The following is a 20,631-nucleotide window of genomic DNA, read 5'->3' on the forward strand; positions in this document are numbered from 1 at the left end:
AAAAAGGGGTGTTTTAAGCCTTTTATCGCTCGTATTTTCTTGCTATACTCCACTACATGTTTTAGCATTCATGCACTTGAGAGTAAAACAGCCTAATATCTTTAGAAACAAATCTTTCTCGCATGGCTTTACCAAGCCTTATAGCCTCTTCTTCTTGTAGAAAAAGCCTTACTTTTGTATAGTCTTTACAACCGCTCACTTGCTCTTTTTCGCTGAGAAGTTTTGAGGGCGAGGCATATTTATGGCATGGTATGCAGAAAAAATCATCAAAGCCTTGTTCAAATAAAAAATCTATTAGTGTGTCCTTTGAGCCAATATCGGTATAAACTTCTAAAGCAACCATAAAAAAAACCTTTTAGCAATAATCTTAATTCACACGATTTTAATCTTTTTAGCAATCAGCATAAACATAGGCGGTAATAAGAGCAAGGTTAAAGCACTTGAAGTTACTAAGCCCCCAAGCACAACAATCGCCAGGGGCTTTTGAACTTCTGAGCCTACGCTATGCGAAAATAATAAGGGGATCAGGCCTAAACCTGCAATACAAGCGGTCATTAAAACCGGTCTTAAACGCCTTTTTGCCCCCTGCAAAACGCACTCTTCTATGCTTTTTCCTTGTGATAGAAGCTCTTTGAAATAACCTATCATCACTACGCCATTTAAAACTGCAATCCCAAAAAGAGCGATAAAGCCCACGCTCGCTGGCACTGAAATATACTCTCCTACTAAAAATAATGCAATCAACCCACCGGTTACTGCAAAAGGAATGTTTAAAAGAATGAGTAAAGCTAAAGGAATATTTTTAAAAGTGAAAAAGAGAATGAAAAAAATCGCTAGTATGCTTAAAGGAATAACCGTTGAAAGCCTAGCATTAGCCCGTTCTTGATTTTCAAACTGCCCTCCATAAGTAATAAAATAGCTTGAGGGTAATTTAACTTGCTCTTTTATAACTCTTTTAGCCTCTTCTACAAAGGAATTTAAGTCTCGCCCTACTACATTGCTACGCACCACGCTCATACGCCTTGAATTTTCCCTTGCGATAGAAACAGGACCATCCACTTCTTTAATATCAGCAATAGAAGTAATAGGCACTGCCACACCATACCTAGAAGTTAATTCAAGGCTTTTTAGCTTGGTAATTGAGCTTACAAAATCACTCTCTTGACGGATTATAACCGGTGTGCGTGAAATTCCTGTAGGAATCGTATCTACAATCAAGCCTTCTAAAGCAGATTTTAAAAATCTTGAAAATTCATCACTAGCAATGCCTACATTAGCCATAGCCTCTTTGTCTGGGGTTACATACAAGTAGTTTACGCCCTCATTAAGAGTGGTTAAAACTTCACTAGAACCTTTAATACCCTTTAAAAGCTGTGCAATTTGAAAGCTCAATTCGTTTAATTTAGAAATATCTTCGCCAAAAATTTTAATCGCTAAATCCCCTCTAACACCGGTTAGCATTTCAGAAATTCTCATTTCAATGGGTTGAGTAAAGGAAAAGTTAATCCCTTTAAAACCCTCTAAAGAGTCCATAATTTTTTGTAATAACTGCTCTTTATTTTTAACTGACCATTCTTTTTTGGGAATAAAAGAAATGAAAGTATCAGTTTGATTCAAACCCCCTAAATCAAGTCCTATTTCATCAACTCCGGTGCGTGCGACTATGGTTTTAACTTCTTTAACATTATTTTTTATCGCTTTTTCAATCTTTAGCATAAGCTCTTTAGACTGCTCTAAGGAAATAGAAGGAGTAGTTTCTACGCTCAAAACCACATCACCCTCATCTAAAGTGGGCATAAAAGTTTTACCCACAAAAGGAAATAATGAAAGACTAGCCACCAAGAATATAAACGCTCCAACGATAACTTTCTTGGGATTATGCAGAAAAAATTCTAATAAAGGAGCATAGATTTTATTTAAAAATCTCGTTAAAAAGGTTTCGCTATGGTGTGTGGCTTTTAATACAATAGAACTCATCACAGGAATAATAGTGATAGATAAAACTAGCGTGCCTAAAAGCGCATAAACAATACTTTGAGCTAAAGGCTTAAACATCTTGCCTTCTAAACCTTGCAAGGTTAAAATCGGCACAAAAAATACGATGATAATAATTACCCCACTCACTACTGAAACAGCTATTTCTTTACATGAACGATAAATTGTATGGAGTTTGGTCGTAGTGGTATTAGTGCTTAATTTTTCAAAAGCGTTTTCTACCACTACGACTGCGGAGTCTATTAGCATGCCTATAGCAATAATCAAACCGCCTAAACTCATTAGATTTAAGGTTAAATCACTTATTTTAATCAAAATAAAAGCCACTGACAAGCTTAGGGGTAAAATCACACCCACTGCAACGCTCGCTCGTAAATTCCCCAAGAATAAAAAGAGTGTGATAACAATCAGCACTACCGCCTCTATTAAAGTTTTAGAGACGGTTGCAATGGCTTTTTGCGTAAATTCACTGCGGTCATAAAACACATTTATAGACACATTTTTAGGCAAAAGGGGTTTTAACTCTTCTAATTTTTGACGCACTTGCGTGATAATTTGCTTAGAATTGGCTCCTTTTAAAGAAAGCACCAAACCCTCTGTAGTCTCGCCTATGCCATCTTTTGTAACAAAGCCTAAGCGAGTGCGAGACTCACTCACCACTTTAGCAAAATCCTTGATATGCAAATGCCCCATTTTAGTAGAAACGGTGATTTTACCAATATCTTCTAAAGTAAGTGATGCGGTTTGGATTTTGACTAAAAAAGTTTCGCCATCTCTATCTACTCGCCCTGCTCCGCTGTTTCTCAAGTTTGCCCTTAAGACTTCTTCTAAGTCAGAAATACTTACGCCAAGTCTAGCCATATCATTAAAATCTGGAACAATCACAAACGCCCTACTAAAACCTCCAATAGAATTGACATCAGCTACACCACTAATCATTCTTAACTGCGGACGGATAACAAAATCTAAAAGCTGGCGTTTTTCTATCTCAGTAATATCCCCATCAATAGTAAACATAAACATGTCTGATAGTGGTGTAACAATGGGTGCCATGCCCCCTTCAACCCCTACGGGTAAATCTTTCATTACGCTTGTCAGTCGCTCATTAACCATGTTTCTAGCTAGATAAATATCCACGCTATCATCAAAATCTATCGTAATGTCTGAAATGGAATATTTAGAAACACTTCTTAAAGATTTCTGCCCTTTTAAGCCTAAAAGCTCTAATTCTAAAGGACGCACAATGTTGTTTTCCATTTCTTCAGGGCTAGAACCCGGAAGTTTTAAAATGATTTTTACTTGAGTGGGCGAAATATCTGGGAAAGCATCTACAGGAGTGGTGATAAAACTATAAGTTCCAAAAAATAAAACCAACACTGCACATACAATCACTACAACTCGTTGGCGTAAGGAAAACTCAATGATAGAGGCTAACATTATTCTTCCCCTAAGTGGTTTATCATGCCTTTTAATCCAATTAATGCCCCTATTGCCACGCTATCACTAGGCTTTAAACTTTGGCTACTGACTACAAAAATCTTATTTCGTTCCTCTAAAACATGCACTGCAATTGGTTTAAACCCCTTAGTTGTCCTAATGAATGCTAGATAGTCTTTGCCATTTCTAATTAAAGCTTGCGATGGCACAAATACAGAGCCTTTGGGCTGAGAACCTTGAATATAAACTTCCACCATTTCGCCCACATGATAATTGCCTTGGTCAATTAGGGCGGTGGCTAAAATGGTGTTAGACCCCCTATCTAAAACCACTGAAATACTTTGAATAACCCCAATTTTAATGCCATTCTCATCATAAACCGGAGAATGCCTTTTAATATTTTTGGATACATCTACCGGTAATTTAATGCGTGCGATAAGGTTATTACTCTTAGAAATACGCACATAGCTAGTGAAAGCTAAAATCTTTTCGCCAGCATTCTTAGGGGCGACGGATAATAAACCATTATCTCTAGCGATAATCCTAAAGCCATAATTACCTTTAGGATTTTTAGGGTCTATACCAAAGCCTTTAAAAGTGCTTTCTAATTGCTCCACCTTAAGACGCATTTCTTCACTAGCTAAAAAACTTGTTTGATACTCTCTCTTAGAAACCACCCCTGCTTTGTATAGCTCTAAATCTTTTTTGGTAACATCAGTAGCAATTTTTAATTTATTTTGATTGTTTTGTAATTCAAAATAGAGATTACTCAAGCTAATAGAGCTGACTTCACAAATCATATCGCCCTTTTGCACTTGCTCGCCCTCTCGCTTATACACAGCTACTACTGAGGCATCAAAACTCAAGCTTTGAACCACAGAACTCTTGCTATCAAAATCAATATAAGCGTTAAAAGGAAGTCCCTTGCTAAAAATCTCTTTATCTAGTCTAATCACATGCAAGCCCATGTGCTTGAGCTGTTTTTCATCTAGGACAATCTCTTCATAATCTTTTGCCCTTAAAAAAACTCCTAAAATTACACACAAAAAGATTAAGCATAATGATTTTTTCAATTCAATTCTCCTAATCTTGTCAAACTTTCTCCCAAAGTCTCTTCTAAAAGAGCTGTAATATTAACATATTCAATTTTAGCCTCTGCTAAGGCGATAAGAGCGTCCATGTAAGAATTTTGATAAATCAAATATTCAAACAATCCAATTTTTTGCGCCTCATAAGCCACACGCCCCATTTCCATTAAGCGTCTTTTATTGTCAATCGCCTCTTTTTGCACTTTAATATACTTTTCTTTGGTTTTAAGTTGGTTAAGATAAGAATTAGCATTAATTCTAATATTTCTTTTCATCACTTCATTTTGTGCGAGTGTCCCACTTTGCAAATCTAAAAATTTTCGCTTTTGATAGATGTTTTTAGGTGTTACGGGTAAAGGAATACGCACTTCCATAGAAAAGTTTGTAGAAGAGTTATAACTTTCAGCACCAACTCCAAATTCAAAATTATTAAACACATCTCTATTGGCCAACTTGGCATTCACTCCATAATCTTTAGCGGTCAAATCTAAAATATCCACATACAAAGAGCGGTTTAATTTTTGTTTTAAAGATTCAGGCTCTAGTCGCACATATTCAAAATCTAAGCCTATTACTTTCACATCATGCAAATGGTTTAAATAAGTGCCAAAATTAGCCCCCTCCTTTACCGGCTCCACAATGGCTAACATCGTGTCTAGCAACTTTTCTATATTGATAAGCATGGTTTCAATATTAGTCTTAGCTAATTTGGATTCCAAATAAGAATTATTAAAATTAATATAATCTTTTTCGCTCATACTCCCAGCTTTAACCTTTTTTTTAGCGATTTCTAGCTGAGAATAAAAATTAGCCTCTCGTTGCACATAAATTTTATATTTTTCTTTGGTGATTACATAAGTTAAATAGAGGCGTTTCGCACCAATAAAGGCTAGATTCTTGCTTAGAGTATAGCTTTTATCATATTGAACGGTTTTGATAGAAAGGCTTTTGGATAATAGTGAGCTAACCCATGGCAGTTTAGGCTTAATCACTAGAACGGTTCTAGGCTGAGCCTCTACAATACCTTGATAGTTTTTTACCATAGAAGTTTCATTATCAATAAAAGGAAAATCCCAAGCATTAGTGGAACGCTGTTCATTTAATCGGCTCTTAAAATCAGCTTTTTTGGCGATTAATTCCATTGAGTTAGTTTCTACTTCTTTAAAAAACTCTTTTAGGGTAAAAGTCTTAGCACTAAGCATGCTCACAAAAAGAGCTACCCCCAAAAAAGAAAGTTGAACTTTTGTGTAGCGTTTGAATAGATTAAATCGCAATTTCTTTAATATCCCCAATTTCTAAGAAACTCTTATAGATATTCAATAAGAAATTCTTACGATTTTCTTGAATCTCTTTATCTTTATCCATAACCAGCACACTTTTAAAATACTCTTCTAAAGGTTCATACAAACTAAAATAAGCTTCTATTTTGCTATCCAAGCTATCAAAATGACTCGTTTTTAGCTCATTATATGCACTAAAAAGGGCATGCTCTTGTGGCTCTTTAAAAAGATTTTTTGAAAAATCGCAAGTCTTGTTGAGATTTCTATCTTTATTAATATTAGCTAGGCGTTTGAAAGCACTAAAAAGCAATTCTTTCTTTTGAGTGTTCTTTGGGTTATCTAAAAAGCGTTTTAAGGCTTTGACTTTTTGAATGATTTTTACAATATCTCGCTCATTTGTATTAAGCACACTTCTAATAATTGATGGGTTACAATCTATTAAATTAGCAAATCTTTCTAGCAAAAACTTCTCTAACATATCCAAATCAAAGCTTTTATAAACGCCCACTTGTTGCATTATATTTTCTAAATCACGCTTTAAATCAAAGTCTAATTCATAATGAGAAATAATCTTTAATAGCCCTAATCCCATACGCCTTAGTGCGTAAGGGTCTTTAGAGCCACTAGGAATTTTACCCACACTAAAAAGAGCAAGTAAGCTATCTATCTTAAGACTTAAGGAAACTATCGCACTAAAGACATTAGAAGGTAAGGGAGAATTTTCGCTTGTAGGTAAATATTGCTCTTTGATACTCAAAGCAACAAGCTTATCTTCATTTTGGGCTAAAACGTAGTAATAACCCATAATCCCTTGAAGTTCTGTAAATTCATACACCACTTCACTCAGCAAATCCGCTTTAGCGATTTTAATGGCTCTAAGGATAAGCTCAAGGGCTTTCTCTAAAGGCATATTTAAAGATGAAAAATATTTTTGTGTTAGATATTTAGCGATAATTAACTCACGCTCCACTTTATCTTTTAAAGTTCCTAAGCCTTGCACAAAAACAACATTTTCTAAAGGGGCGTTATCTAAGGGCTTTTTCAAATCATTTTCATAAAAGAAAACTGCATCACTTAAACGAGCCTTTAAAACCTTTTGATTGCCTAAAATGATTTTTTGCTTGTCTTTACTAATGGCGTTACTCACCACAATAAAGCCGTTGTGTAATGTCTTGCTGTCTTTATCAAAGGTAGCAAAATAGCGTTGGTTTTCTTTCATAGAAGTGATGATAATCTCGCTGGGTAATTTCAAAAATTCCTTGTCAAATTCTCCAAAAAGCGCTGTGGGGTATTCAGTAATGGCTATGACTTCTTTTAATAAATTAGTATCAATCTCTACTATGATATTATGCTTTTTTTCTAACTCTCTAATCTCTTGTAGGATTTTAGTCTCACGCTTTGTTGGGCCTAAAATAACATGGTGTTTTTCTAAAGTCTCAAAATATTCCTTAGGGCTACTAACCTTAATGTATTCAAAACTCTCTTGTCTATGCACTTGTGTGGCTTGTTTAGTTTTAAAACCATATTCTTTTACTTCAATGCCATTAAAATCTTGTTGATTAAATAGCACACAAATATTATGAATAGGTCTAATAAAGCTCTTTTCTACACTAGCCCAACGCATAGATTTTCCAAAATTCAAACTCTCTAAAAACTCTAAGATAATAGGCATAATCAAATGTTTAGTAGGCTGTGGGGCATTGACTTTAGCATAATAAAGCACTTCTTTATTGTTCTTAAAAGCCGTTTGGAAGTTCTTATTATCTTTTAACTCTAAGTCTATTTTCTTATAAAACCCCAAACCAACCGCATTCAAACCTTGCGTTTTATCCTTATTGTTACACGCAATTTCAATGGGTGCTCCAAAAAACTCTTCCTTAGTTTCTTTGGTTGAAAGGGGAAAATCTTTGATAGATAAACACAAACGCCTAGGGGTGTAAAAAATCTCTATAGCTCCTACTTCTAGGGCGTATTTTTGAAAAAGGGCTTGGAGCTTTTTAGGCATTTCCTTATATTCATTCAGCAATGCTTGTGCAGGCAATTCTTCGGTTAAAATCTCTACTAATAATTCATCTGAACTCAAAATCTAAATTCTCCCTAAAAATTTTGCTCTTACCCTAAACCAAGCTAGGCTAAAATTATGGTAGAATTATACTCAAATTTATTCTTATTTATAAATTCTTAAAATCATAGAGGTAAACATTTGAAAAATTTAGCCCCGTTTATTAACACTAAGCTAAAAGCTCTTTTAGTAGGTGCAACGCTAAGTGCTTTTTTAAGCTTAAACTTAGTTGCAGAAGAAAGCTCTATTAAAGAGAATAAAAATAAGCCAAAATCGCCTATCACTCATGTTGCGATGACAAAGTGTGATAACATTAAAGAGTTTAATGCTAAGCAAAAAGAAGTTTTAAACTTCGCTTATCAATTTGGCTCTAAAGAAAATTTAGGCTATGAATTAGCAAGCATTGCATGGAAAGAATCATGTGCAGGGACTTATAGGATTAATTTTTCTGACCCAAGTGCAGGCGTTTATCATGCTTATATCCCAAGCGTTCTAAAAAGCTATGGACATAAAGATAGCCCTTTTTTACGCAATGTTATGGGGGAATTACTCATTCAAAATAATAATTTTGCCTCCGAAGTAGCTCTAAAAGAATTAATCTATTGGAAAACGCGCTATCAAGGTAATTTAAAAAGCATGATTAAATCTTATAATAAAGGCAGTCGTTGGGAAAGAAACCAAAAGTCTAACGAAGATGCAGAAAAATATTACGAAGATATACAAGATAAAATCAAGCGTTTAAAAGAATCCAAGCTCTTTAGTGCAAATACCAAAGAAGACCAAGCGTTGCAAAGAAGTGCTAATAGTAATTTACAGCTAGACCCCGTTGGTAATACTATGCCAAAGGCTCTAGCAAGTGCTAGTGAAGTTCTAAAAACCCCTATAGAGACTAAAGCTCAAGAGATAAAAGCCATTAAAGAGGTTAAGGCTAAAGAGCAACAAGAAATCAAAGAAATTAAGACTTCTTATAACAAGAAATTAGAGCATAAACCTGTATATCTAGCTCAAGCCAACCACGCTAATCTTACCCATACTAAACCTAAAAGCACTCAAAAATCTGCTAAAGCCCATCATAAACGCTCCCAAAAGAACAATGCTAAGGAAGTGTGTAAAAATTGCTCTAAGGGACAAAAAAATGCGATTTTAGCTAATCGCATTACCCTTATGCAAGAGCCTTAAAAAGCCTTAAATATGGCACAAAAAACTCTTCTTATCATTACTGATGGCATAGGGTATCGCAAAGATAGCGATTATAATGCCTTTTTTCATGCCAAAAAGCCTACTTATGACTTGATGTTTGAGACCTTGCCTTATAGTCTCATTGACACGCATGGCTTAAGCGTAGGCTTACCTAAAGGACAAATGGGAAATTCTGAAGTGGGGCATATGTGTATCGGAGCTGGTAGAGTGCTCTATCAAGATTTAGTCAAAATTTCTTTAAGCATTCAAAATGATGAGCTTAAAAACAACACCGCTTTTTTAGACACTATTCATAAAAGCAAGGTTATCCATCTTATGGGGCTGATGAGTGATGGGGGCGTGCATTCACATATTGAGCATTTTATCGCTCTAGCCCTAGAAAGTCAAAAACTCAATAAGAAAGTCTATCTACATTTAATCACTGATGGCAGAGATGTTGCCCCTAAAAGTGCTTTAACTTATTTAGAACAAATGCAGGCTATCTGTAATGAAAACATTCAAATCGCCACCATTAGCGGGCGTTTCTATGCGATGGATAGAGACAAACGCTTTGAGAGAATTGAACTCGCTTACAATAGCCTAATGGGTCTTACAAACCCCACCCCTTTAAGTCCTAGTGAATATATCAAAAGTCAGTATAACGAAAATGTTACCGATGAATTTATTTTGCCGACTTGCTTTAAAGGTTATTTAGGCATGCAAGATGATGAAAGCTTTATTTTTTTAAACTTTAGAAATGATAGGGCTAAAGAAATAGTGAGTGCTTTAGGCGATAAAAATTTTAATGCTTTTAAGCGTCAAGTTTTTAAAAAACTTCATATCGCTACCATGACCCCTTATGACAAAACATTCCCCTACCCTATTTTGTTTCCTAAAGAAAATATTCAAAACACACTCGCTGAAGTCGTCTCTTCTCATAACCTAACTCAAAGCCATATCGCTGAGACCGAAAAATACGCTCATGTAACTTTCTTTATCAATGGCGGAATAGAGACTCCTTTTAAAAATGAAAATAGAGTGCTAATTAGTAGCCCAAAAGTGGCTACTTATGACCTAAAGCCTGAAATGAGTGCCAAAGAAGTAACCCTTGTTGTATTAGAGCAGATGAGACTAGGCACTGATTTAATCATTGTTAATTTTGCTAATGGCGATATGGTGGGGCATACCGGAAACTTTGAAGCAAGCATTAAGGCTGTAGAAGTAGTAGATGAGTGCTTAGGAAAAATCCTTTCACTAGCCAAAGAATTAGATTACGCCATGCTTTTAACAAGTGATCATGGAAATTGCGAGCATATGAAAGATGAAAATCACAATCCCTTGACTAATCACACCGCCGGAAGTGTGTATTGCTTTGTTTTAGGAAATGGTGTCAAAACCTTAAAAAACGGAGCCTTAAACAACATCGCTAGTAGCGTGTTAAAACTTATGGGTATTAAAGCCCCAGAAGTTATGAGTGAACCCCTATTTTAGATTAAAGGAAAAACAATGCAAATTGATGATAAATTATTACAACGCTTAGAAAAATTAAGCATGCTAGAGATTAAAGATGAGTATAAAGAAAGTGTTAAAAGCCATTTAGCCGAGACCTTAGGTTTTGTAGAAAATATCTTTACTCTAGAAACAAGCGATTTGAATATAGACACCAAGCTAAGCACCCCTTTAAGAGAAGATATAGCACAAAATGAGCCTAGTGTAGCACAAGATATTTTAAGCCAAAGCAAACACAGCCAAGATAACTACTTCATTGTGCCTAAGATTATTGAATAGACAAGGATAATAAAAAACTCAACTCAGCGTTTAAAGCAAGTTTTTATAAGATAATTGATAGTCTCTTGGGCTTTTGTTATCATTTTTAATAATGTTACTTTTTATAGATACTAACATTATTTTATGGTTTATTCATTGTTATAATGTTAAAAAATATGCTATAGTTCTACAACTTTATGGTCATGCCATTTTGTTTTTTTAAAATTTATTTTTAGGAGTTACTATGAATGCTTATAAAACATTTCTTAGTTTAGCTTTAATTAGCAGTTTTGCTTTTGCAGAAAATTTCAATAACGCTGTAGTTGAAAAAGATATTCAAAATATCTCTCAATACACTAATACCGGTCATATTCAAGGGCTTTTTAATCAAGCTAAGAATGGACAAAATGTCGCACAATTTGAGCAGAGTCTAAAAAATCTCAATAGCACCTTACCTCTTTATCAAAATGCCCATAACGATACCGATATTTATAATAATGATATGAAAATTTATAGTGGCATGAGTAATGCAACCATTCAAAGTGATTTGAAAAAATTAAGCTCTCTTTCTAGCCAACTTACAAGCGGTAGCACATCAGCGGTAAGCCAAATGTCTTGGTATATTGGCGATGGTTATGGCAATCAAAATAAAGTTAATTCTGTAAAAAACTATGTCAAAAATTTAGAAAATGAATTTCAACAAGCCCAAGCAACCTTACAGAATGATTATAAAAATGCCGAAGTTGAGCAAGAATTACAAGATATTTCCAAATACACTAATACTAGTTGGCTTAATGAACTTTATAATGCGGGCAAGCATAACAAAGGGTATGAAAGACAATTTGAGCAAACCCTTGATAATGTCATTAACGCTCTACCTTTATTCAAAAACGCTCGCACTGAATCTAGCGTGTATCAAAATGATATTAAAAACTATGGTAATGTCAGTAATTCAGCCGTTCAAAACGACCTAAACACATTAAAAACACTTGCTCATGAAATTTGGGGTAATTATGGTAATTCAGGGACTAATCAGTTGAATTGGTATGTATCTGATGGCTATGGCAATCAAAACAAAGTTAATTCAGTGGAAAATTATGTCAAGAGCTTAGAAAATCAATTCAATCAAACCCAAGCTAATTTAGAAAATGACTATAAAAATGCAATGATTGAAAAAGACATTCAAACTATTTCTCAATATACCAATACAGACTATATTCAAGGGCTTTTCAATCAAGCAAAGAATGATCGCAATGTCGTACAATTTGAACAAAGCTTGAAAAATCTCAATAGCACTTTACCTCTATTCAAAAATGCTCATAATGATACAGACACTTATAATAATGATGTCAAAAAATATAGCAATCTTAATGATGCAACCATTCAAAGTGATTTGAAAAAATTAAGCTCTCTTTCTAGCCAGCTTACAAGCGGTAGCACATCAGCGGTAAGTCAAATGTCTTGGTATATTGGCGATGGCATGGGTAGTCAAAGCAAGGTTAATTCAGTAGAAAATTATGTAGAGCATTTAGAAAATGAATTTAATCAAGTTCAAGCTAGTTTAGATAAAGCCTATAAGAATGTAGAAGTCAAGCAAAATATTCAAACAATTTCTAAATATGTCAATACAAGCTGGCTTAACACTCTCTACAATGCAGGCAAAACGAATGCTGGATATGAAAGGCAGTTCGAACAGCTCTTAGGCAACTTAAACAACGCTCTTCCATTATTCCAAAATGCCTATGCAGACAAAACTACCGCTACTAATCTTATGAAAGAATATGGCAATATCGGTGGGGCCATTCAAAATGATTTGAAACAATTACAAAGCATTTCTAATAAGCTTACCGGCTATTCTAGAACTTCTGGCATGAGTCAATTAAATTGGTATTTAGCAAGTGGCTGGGGCAATAAGCAACAAATCGCTCAATCAGAAAGCTATGTTAAAAACTTAGAAAATGAGTTTAACCAAGTTCAAACTAATTTGAATAATACCCTTAAGGATTACCACGCTATCAATAATCTTGCAAATACCCTTAATCAGTTTAGCCCTTATTACTATAATGCGGCCAATCAAATTGTTCAAGCAGATAATAACACTTGTATTCATGGCATGAGCTGTTTTAACCATCAAGCCTATAATTCTTCTGTTTTACAAACTGAGTTTTTGGGAAATACGATGCAAAAATTAGTTCAAGAAGACGAGCAAGCCCTAAGACAATTTGCTAAAGACCCTAGTAACGGACAACTCGCTCTAAAGATTAAAGCAATCAATAATGCTCTGTATGATAATGCCCTAAGAGCTGATTATAATGCTACAAGAGGTCTTTTAAATAAAGAATATGATAGTTTAGTCTTGCAAAACGATAAAATCTTAGAAAAAGATGTCCAAGAAATCAACACTTATCTTGAACATAATCCTACCATAGCAAACGCTATGCACCACCATATTGACGAGGTCAATCACGCCGATGAAGATAAAGATTACTCCGATAATGATATGGATATGCTAGATAGGTTTGAAAAATAGCCAACTTAGAAAGACTTCTAGGGTCTTTCTAATACTTTTTTAAAAACAACCACCTTATAAAATCTCTTTTAATTCTTTAAAAGATAAAAAATGAGTCTTAGAGACTCTTAGACATGAGATTGAAATGATTACTAATTAGTAAACCCCAATAAATCGCTAAAAATACCGGTAAAATTAAAAAACTTAATGGTAATTATGCAGAACTACAAAATAGCCTTATAGCATTGCAAAAATTGAATCGTGCGATGGTAAATAGAAGAAATAAAGAAGCAATCAATAGTGCCATAAACAATATCCAAAATTCTCTGACAACAACTTCGGTGATAGCAACACAAAATATTCACCTGCTTATCAAGAGGCCAATTTGCCAACCAGAATGGCTCTATCCCTATAGGTAGTCTTACTTGGTAATGGGAATATGGGTTATGCTACTATCAATGGAAAAAATTGCTATGATAATGCAACACAGAAACAACAATGGCAAAGCCAGCAAACAATAATCAATGGACATAGCCAAAAAACTTAATGTAGAATTACCTCAAATGGAAGCTATAAATACAACAAGCAGTAGTCCTCAAAAGCTACTAACTCAAGTAAAAAGCATTGTAGAACAGTTAGTTGCAACCAAGGCATGGTCTACTTCTGGATCTTGTTCATTTCTTGGAGAGGCTAATTACAATGTGCAAGTCCAAAACATGCCTTTAGTTAAAGAAACCAATGAAATTCTAACCATTGCCCAAAACCTTATTGTAACTTCTAATAATCTCAACAAAATTGAACAATCAAGCATCATAAACGCAATTTAGTTCAAACTTAGAAAAATCTAGTCAATACCAATTAGAGATTATCAGTCAATCCAATCAAATCGTAGATATTTTTTAAATCATAGGAATTCGAATACCAATCTCAATGGAGTGTTAGTTATGCTTTTTCATATCTTTTTTTCAAAATACCAAAATTCATACGCATCTCCACATCAAAGAGAAATTGGAAATGCGTGCTATTAATCTTCTTTTTATCTATGATTCGCTGTTTCTTAAAGAGGAGCTAAAGGTTTCACCCGCTAATTGAATGCCTCCAAAGACACCAAAATTGACGGCTTTATTTTGATAAGACCTTTCAAAGATGCTATACAATACATCTGTGCCTACGCATAAGTATAAAGCCCTACATTATTATAAGTGTCTCTAAAGCCAAGTAAAAGGGCTTAAAAAAATAAGCTTATACATTACTATTTATTTTTATTTCTATAAATCTCAGGATGCGTGCTTTTAAAACGCCTATGAAACCAAAAATAGCTTTCAGGGTGCTTTTTTATCGCCTCTTCACACAAGCTCGCTTGAGCTTGAGTGCATTCTAAAATATCATTTTCAGCATTATCAGTAATTTTAGAGCGGATACTTGGATAATAGGTTGCTGTATAATGCGAGTAATCGTCATTAAAATCAATAAATACAGGCTGAATATCTATATTATAACGGCGTGATAAAATAGAAGCAATGGTGGTATGTGTGGCATCTTTATTAAAAAATTTAACCACAACCCCTTCTTTATGCGAAATATTTTGATCCACTAAAATCCCTACTAAACCATTGCCTTTATTATACATTTTAATGAGTTCTTTCATCGCCCCTACTTTATTAACAAACTGCACCCCAAAAGCCTCTCGCCTACTCATAATCATGTGATTTATAGGGGCAAATTTAGTCAAACGCCCCAAACACCCACGCCCATAATTTTCATAATATTGAGCTAAAGTCGTGCCTACTGCCTCCCAGTAACCAAAATGCATGCATAAAGTAATCGCTTGTCCTTCCTTGCTTAAAGACTTCCACACATTTTCTTCATTCACAAGGCTAAAGCGTGCGTCGTATTTATCTTTAGGAATGAATATTACTCTAATCGTTTCTAAAATGATGAATGCAAAATTTTCATAACCCTTTTGAATAATCTTTTCTTTTTCAGCTTCACTCTTAGAACTTTCAAACACAAAATCTAAATTAGCCTTAGCGTCATAATAACGGCGTTTATCAAAAGTTTTCATAAGCCACGCTAAAGCTTTAATGCATCTTAAAAACCATAAATGGGGCATTCTAGCTAGAATAAACCCTAAAGAATTAACTAAAAATTCCACTAAAAAAATACTAAAAATGCGTAATTCTACTTTAATACCCCTATCGTCTTTATTTAATATTTTTTCGTGTATTAGGCGTTCTTTATAAGTCATTTGTTTTCCTTTAAAATTTTTAAAACGCATTCTTTAATTTTTTTAGGCTCTATCTTTTGGATAGAAAAATCATCTTTATTATAATTGGCGTATTCGTTGCTAGTGAGTGAAACATTGATATGACTTTCTAGCTTAAAACGCTCCATAGGTGTGTTACCATAAAGGGTGATACTAGGTTTTTGCAATGCCCATGCTAAATGTGTGATACCAGTATCGCCCCCTATAATTAAATCCATTCTAACAAGCAATGCCTTAACTTCGTTTAAAGTGAGTTTAGGAAGCAATAGAATATCGCATTGATTTTTTAGCGTGTTATAAAGCGTAGTAGCTTTATTTTCATCAGCATGCCATAACAAGCAAATCTGAAAGCCTTCTAGTATCAAAGCAAGCTCTTTAAAACATTCTAGGGGATAGGTTTTATTGATTTTAGAAGTTTCTAAAACAAAAAGGATTTTTGGTTTATTCTCATTTAAATTCAATTCATTGATTTGCAAAGAATTTGAATAAGAAAACACTTTAGCTCTAGTCAATAAACTCTCTTTCATTTCTATTTTCAAGTTTAAGGCTTGAGAAATAAGCGTGAAATTGCGTTTTAAAATAGGCTCATTATAAGCAATAGTAACTTTTTGAGTGTAAAATAACGCACTCAAACTTTCTCTAGCAGAAGTAAAACTAAAGCCGACTTTTTTAGGGGCTTTTAAAAACTTGGTAATGAGAGCGGATTTTATCAAGCCTTGCATATCAATCACAATATCGTATTCATAAGTCTTTAAGGATTTAAAAAGTTTGAAAATCTTAAAAGGGTTAAGGGATTTTAAAGTGCTTTTTAAAGCTATGGGGTGTAATTTATCAATATAAGGGGAATGCTCTAAAATCGCACTAAAATTTTCATCTACAAACCATTCAATTTGAGCGTTAGGAAAATGCTCTTTGATAGTAGCCAAAAACACAGCACTAACAATAACATCGCCCAGTGCTGAAAGTCTAACAATAGCTATTTTCAAGTAAACTCTACAATAAAAGGAATAGGTTTAATGAGTTTAGGAAGCATTTCTTTAGCCAAATAAAGCTCATTACTAGAATGAATAATAAGCTTGTTTTTTTCTAATCTATAGCTTAAATGGTGGCTGTTTACGACACACAAATTCTCTGCTAAAGACAGAATGAAACTCAGCCATTGTAAGGTTAAAAGGCTTGGCATAATCTCGCTCATATGAGCGATAGCGTTATCTTTAGGGATTTTTTTATGGCTAAATTGAGCGAGCAAGCAAATAATCGCCCTATCTTGATGGCTAAACCCATAACTCAAAGCGTTTAAAATAAAATAAGCACTATGCTTGTGGGCTAGATAAAAATTTAAAATCTTGCCCATGCTCGCTAACTCACCAGCAATCTTTAAATGGAAAAGATATTTTTCATCTATTTTATGCAAAGGATATAGCACTTCAAACAACTTGACACATTCTTTTTTCACCCCTTGACTATGCTTTTCATGGGGTAAAAACCTATCTTTTAAAGAAATTAAAGATGGGTTAATATTAGGAGGGAATTTATAATAGTGGTGGCGGAGCAAATCACTTAAAAACACGCCTTCTCTCACTCCTACCCCACTACTAATCATTAAAGAAGTTTTTAAATGCTCTAACACGACCAATAAAATCAATGCCCCACTTCTAATATTATCTAAACGCTCTTCATTCACCCCTAAAGCTCGTAATTTATCTTCTTTAAGCGTGATGATTTTTTCAATAAAAGCTAGATTTTTATTCACATCTATTTCATAGCCATGCAAAGAATCTATAGGATAATCAAAACGCTTCATCAACACTTTACTCAACGCTCTAATTGTCCCCCCTACTCCAAAGGCATTTTTATGCTTAAAAGGTAATTTAGAGACTTCTTTTTGAATAAATGCTTTAGCCAATTTTACATCTAAGGCTTTATCCAAAAACAATTCTTTAATCCTAATAGTGCCAATATCAAGCGAGACTAAATCCTTAATCTTACCCTTTTCTATCAACGCACACTCCGTGCTACCCCCTCCAATATCTATGGTAATGCCTGAATTTTTATGCAATAAGTTCGCACACGCAATCCCGCCATAAAACGCCTCTTTTTGCCCATCAATGACTTTGATTTGCAAACCACAAGCTTGTTTTACTCTTGCTACAAACTCTAATCTATTAGGGGCATCACGCACCGCTGAAGTAGCCACACATAAAATCTTCTTGCTTTTATACTTGAGAGCGATTTGTTTGAACTCACACAGAGCTTTTATGGTGCGTTGCATAGGAATTTCTTGTAAAACCCCTTTGAATGCATAGCAACCCTCTGAAATTCGCACTCTAGATTTGGCTTCAAAAAGCAAGTGAAAACCAAATTGACTTGTCTTTTTAAAGATTGCTAAACGCACCGAATTAGAGCCTATGTCAATCACGGTCGTGATTTTAGCCATTACTAGCCTTTAATCTTGCTCTTGTAAGCTTTCATATTTATATTTTAATTCTTCTACGCTTTCTGTGTTATTAGGGTCAGGCAAAATTGCATCTACAGGACACACGCTCACGCAACTTGGCTCATCATAATACCCATAGCACTCTGTGCATCTATCTGGGTCAATATTATAAAGGGGGTCGCCCTCTTCAATCGCCTCGCTAGGACACTCTTCTCTACAAGCATCACATGCAATACATTCATCGCTCACTAATAACGACATGATTAACTCCTTTTTATCATCAAAGTTTGAATACGATTTTTACTCAAAATTAGCTTAAAATTCAATCTAAAAAGACTATTTTTTTCTTATTTTGAGAATTTGGAGCTTTTTCTAGAACGCCTAAAGCCCCTAACGCTCTTAAGCTTTCATTCGCCTTTTTGGTCTCTACAAAAACGCTTAGTCCCAAACGCAAAGCAAATTCTATCATGTCTTTTAAATCTTCTTTTAAAAGCTCTTCATCTAAAATAACCCCATCAGAACCTTGAATAACGGATTCTAAAAGCTGGTAATGACTTATTAAAAAATCATCATGGATAATCAAAGAGCTTGCATGACGGCGTAATAACCCTAAAATTTCTAAATCAAATACGCTTGGTACACCCACTTCATACAATTCTTTGAAATTGACAATAATACATTCTGTGTCTATAAATTCATTTAAAAGCTTTTCTCTAATCTCGCTAGGGGTCAAAAAAACATAGTCCTTAGTTTTAGAGATAACTCTAGGTAAGTAAGGATTATACGACAAGCTTTTGCCTAACATCTCATAAGAGAGCATGCTCTCTTTTAAGGCTAGGCTTTTTTGTAAATTTTCTAAAATCTTTGGCATTTATTTCTTGCATTCTTGAATAGATTTGAAATGCTCTTTTAATTCAGTCTCTGACTGAATGCGTTCTTTAGGAATTTGAGAAAAGATTTTTTTAGCCTCTTGGCAATTATTAAGTTTATAATACCCCCATGCCAAAGAGTCCAAGTAAAGAGCTGAGCTAGGCTCTATCGCTAGAGCCTTCTTCACATACTCCATGCCCTTTTTAATATCCACGCTATAATCAATAAGCGAATAGCCTAAGAAATTATAAAAGAAAGCGTCTTGCAAATCTTTCTTGCCTTGATTTTTAGCTAAAACTTGCTCTCTCTCTAAAACAGCTTTTTGTAGTTTTGAAATCATGGGCATCATTTCTTCTTTGGTAACTTTCTTATTTTTCATGCTTAAATCTTCATAATGATAAACCACTGCTAATCCTAAGAATTTAGGGTCTTTTTTTTCTTTATAGATTAAAGAAGCTTGTTTAGATGCTTGAGCAAATTTCTTTTGGGCGGTATATAAATCCAGCAACAAACGCCTATCAAAAGGAAATAATTCTGCAATTTGTTGGGCCTTATCAAACTCTTTTAGTAGGATTAATACCCCTATGTAAAGCTGAGCGTTTTGGACAATAGGGTTTTTTTCATACAAACGAGCAAAAGTAGTTTTGGCTAAATTAAGCTCATTAAATTGCGTGAAAGTATTGAAAGCTTTTTGACATAATTGCTCTGAACACCCGTATTTATCAATATGTGATTGCAATAAATCCAAAGCATCTTTTTTACGATTTTGTATGAAATAAATCGTAATAAGTTTTTCTAAACTATCTTCATCATGCACTTGGTTATAAAATCTATTTAATAAAGGGAAAGCCTTGTCAATATTTTTTTGACTTAGATACAAAGTCCCTAGCACATTATCTGTGCCTATCGTCTTTTCTTCTTTGCGGATTTTTTTTAATAGCTCAATCGCTTTATCAATCTGTCCCATTTGAGCGTAGCCATCTACTAAAATCTTATTGATAGAGACATCATTATGGTTATTAGTGATTTTTTGATAGAGCATAGCTAAATGCATAGCGGTTTTAATATCCCCTAAGCTTGCCGCTGAAATGGCTGCCTCTTTAGCATAAATCACTTTATTGGTGCGTTTATAAAGATTTAAATACCCTTTTTGTGCACTAGCAAAATCCCCCCTATGAAAAGCATCTGAACTCAACAAAATTTCATGGTCTTCTGAAAGGGTTTCTGCATTCAAGTAGAATGACACTTGCATAAGCAACAAGCTAACTAAAATTTTTTCTTTAAGTTTAATTTTCATTATCTATTTTTCCTTTTATGTAACTAATTTTTATTGTAGCATAGTTAGTCTGCTGTTTTTAACACATATGCTTAATTCCGGGGCAACTTTGACAAAAAGCCTCTTTTTCTTCCTTAGAAAAGCTTTTTACACTCTCCCAAAAAGGAAAAGCTTGACATTGTTTAGGACGCACGCTATAAATTTGACATTTTTTAGTCTCTAAATCTAAAAACACGCATGCTAAACCTAAATCTTTGGCATCTTTTTCTATCAAAGAATATTTATAGCCCACTTTTTTTACATATTTTTTAGTAAATTCTTCAAATTCTAATTTTAAAAAAGCACTTATTTTTTGCATTTCTTCAATATTTAAAAAAATATACCCACTCTCTCCTACACAGCATTTTGCCCCACAACTCTCGCATGCCTTACTATCAAAACTAAAATCAAAACCTTGCATAAAAC

The 20,631-nt window shown here is 34.2% G+C and carries 17 protein-coding genes and 1 pseudogene; 5 read left to right on the plus strand and 13 right to left on the minus strand.

Features of this window, described 5'->3' with window-relative positions:
- Positions 1 to 61: 61 nt before the first annotated feature.
- From C6H25_RS01215 to glyS, 5 genes are read right to left on the minus strand one after another with little or no spacing between them, the layout of a single operon-like run.
- Complete coding sequence (locus C6H25_RS01215; RefSeq protein WP_104747672.1) at positions 62 to 343, minus strand: DUF3240 family protein; 282 nt, start codon at positions 341 to 343, stop codon at positions 62 to 64.
- Between the two features lie 29 nt (positions 344 to 372).
- Positions 373 to 3,432 carry an efflux RND transporter permease subunit gene (locus tag C6H25_RS01220; RefSeq protein ID WP_199768905.1) on the minus strand — a complete coding sequence of 1,020 codons (3,060 nt, stop codon included), beginning with the start codon at positions 3,430 to 3,432 and terminating at the stop codon, positions 373 to 375.
- Positions 3,432 to 4,505, minus strand: a complete 1,074-nt coding sequence (locus C6H25_RS01225) for an efflux RND transporter periplasmic adaptor subunit (protein WP_104747674.1) — start codon at positions 4,503 to 4,505, stop codon at positions 3,432 to 3,434. Before C6H25_RS01225 ends, C6H25_RS01220 begins: the two co-directional genes overlap by 1 nt.
- Complete coding sequence (locus C6H25_RS01230) at positions 4,502 to 5,812, minus strand: TolC family protein (RefSeq protein ID WP_104747675.1); 1,311 nt, start codon at positions 5,810 to 5,812, stop codon at positions 4,502 to 4,504. Before C6H25_RS01230 ends, C6H25_RS01225 begins: the two co-directional genes overlap by 4 nt.
- A complete protein-coding gene (glyS, locus tag C6H25_RS01235) occupies positions 5,784 to 7,883 on the minus strand; it encodes a glycine--tRNA ligase subunit beta (protein WP_104747676.1) in 2,100 nt (699 codons plus the stop codon). Before glyS ends, C6H25_RS01230 begins: the two co-directional genes overlap by 29 nt.
- Before the next feature lie 120 nt (positions 7,884 to 8,003).
- On the opposite strand from glyS, the gene C6H25_RS01240 reads away from it, so the two are divergent.
- The 5 genes from C6H25_RS01240 to C6H25_RS01260 all read left to right on the plus strand — a co-directional run bounded on the left by C6H25_RS01240 (position 8,004) and on the right by C6H25_RS01260 (position 14,144).
- Positions 8,004 to 9,041 (plus strand): hypothetical protein, encoded by a 1,038-nt coding sequence (locus tag C6H25_RS01240; RefSeq protein WP_104747677.1) that lies wholly within the window; start codon positions 8,004 to 8,006, stop codon positions 9,039 to 9,041.
- Between the two features lie 12 nt (positions 9,042 to 9,053).
- Positions 9,054 to 10,532 (plus strand): 2,3-bisphosphoglycerate-independent phosphoglycerate mutase, encoded by a 1,479-nt coding sequence (gpmI, locus tag C6H25_RS01245; RefSeq protein ID WP_104747678.1) that lies wholly within the window; start codon positions 9,054 to 9,056, stop codon positions 10,530 to 10,532.
- A 15-nt stretch (positions 10,533 to 10,547) separates the two neighbouring features.
- Positions 10,548 to 10,829: an Asp-tRNA(Asn)/Glu-tRNA(Gln) amidotransferase subunit GatC gene (gene gatC, locus C6H25_RS01250; protein WP_104747679.1), complete on the plus strand. Its 282-nt coding sequence runs from the start codon at positions 10,548 to 10,550 to the stop codon at positions 10,827 to 10,829.
- Between the two features lie 223 nt (positions 10,830 to 11,052).
- The gene (locus tag C6H25_RS01255) at positions 11,053 to 13,338 is read left to right on the plus strand and encodes a hypothetical protein (RefSeq protein ID WP_104747680.1); all 2,286 of its coding nucleotides are present in this window, start codon (positions 11,053 to 11,055) and stop codon (positions 13,336 to 13,338) included.
- Between the two features lie 503 nt (positions 13,339 to 13,841).
- On the plus strand, positions 13,842 to 14,144 hold the full coding sequence (locus tag C6H25_RS01260; protein WP_104747681.1) for a hypothetical protein: 303 nt from the start codon (positions 13,842 to 13,844) through the stop codon (positions 14,142 to 14,144).
- Between the two features lie 114 nt (positions 14,145 to 14,258).
- Here the strand turns inward: C6H25_RS01260 and C6H25_RS01265 are convergent.
- The 8 genes and pseudogenes from C6H25_RS01265 to C6H25_RS01300 all read right to left on the minus strand — a co-directional run.
- Positions 14,259 to 14,536 (minus strand): annotated as a pseudogene (locus C6H25_RS01265) (outer membrane beta-barrel protein); the annotation flags it as partial.
- Positions 14,537 to 14,569: 33 nt separating this feature from the next.
- On the minus strand, positions 14,570 to 15,565 hold the full coding sequence (locus tag C6H25_RS01270) for a lipid A biosynthesis lauroyl acyltransferase (RefSeq protein WP_104747682.1): 996 nt from the start codon (positions 15,563 to 15,565) through the stop codon (positions 14,570 to 14,572).
- Positions 15,562 to 16,569, minus strand: coding sequence for a lipopolysaccharide heptosyltransferase I (waaC, locus tag C6H25_RS01275; protein WP_104747683.1), 1,008 nt, complete (start codon positions 16,567 to 16,569; stop codon positions 15,562 to 15,564). The genes C6H25_RS01270 and waaC overlap by 4 nt, the downstream gene beginning before the upstream one ends.
- A complete protein-coding gene (locus tag C6H25_RS01280) occupies positions 16,566 to 18,020 on the minus strand; it encodes a Ppx/GppA phosphatase family protein (protein ID WP_104747684.1) in 1,455 nt (484 codons plus the stop codon). Before C6H25_RS01280 ends, waaC begins: the two co-directional genes overlap by 4 nt.
- Positions 18,021 to 18,029: 9 nt before the next feature.
- Positions 18,030 to 18,281 (minus strand): YfhL family 4Fe-4S dicluster ferredoxin, encoded by a 252-nt coding sequence (locus C6H25_RS01285; protein ID WP_014659007.1) that lies wholly within the window; start codon positions 18,279 to 18,281, stop codon positions 18,030 to 18,032.
- A gap of 61 nt (positions 18,282 to 18,342) precedes the next feature.
- Positions 18,343 to 18,891: an indole-3-glycerol phosphate synthase gene (locus C6H25_RS01290; protein ID WP_104747685.1), complete on the minus strand. Its 549-nt coding sequence runs from the start codon at positions 18,889 to 18,891 to the stop codon at positions 18,343 to 18,345.
- Positions 18,892 to 20,142 carry an ATP-dependent nuclease subunit B gene (locus C6H25_RS01295; RefSeq protein WP_418904537.1) on the minus strand — a complete coding sequence of 417 codons (1,251 nt, stop codon included), beginning with the start codon at positions 20,140 to 20,142 and terminating at the stop codon, positions 18,892 to 18,894.
- A gap of 103 nt (positions 20,143 to 20,245) precedes the next feature.
- Entirely contained in the window at positions 20,246 to 20,626 is a 381-nt protein-coding gene (locus C6H25_RS01300) for a YkgJ family cysteine cluster protein (protein ID WP_104747687.1), read from the minus strand.
- Positions 20,627 to 20,631: the final 5 nt, after the last annotated feature.

Origin of the sequence: Helicobacter cetorum, from assembly GCF_900198405.1 — a bacterium.
GTDB lineage: Bacteria > Campylobacterota > Campylobacteria > Campylobacterales > Helicobacteraceae > Helicobacter > Helicobacter cetorum_C.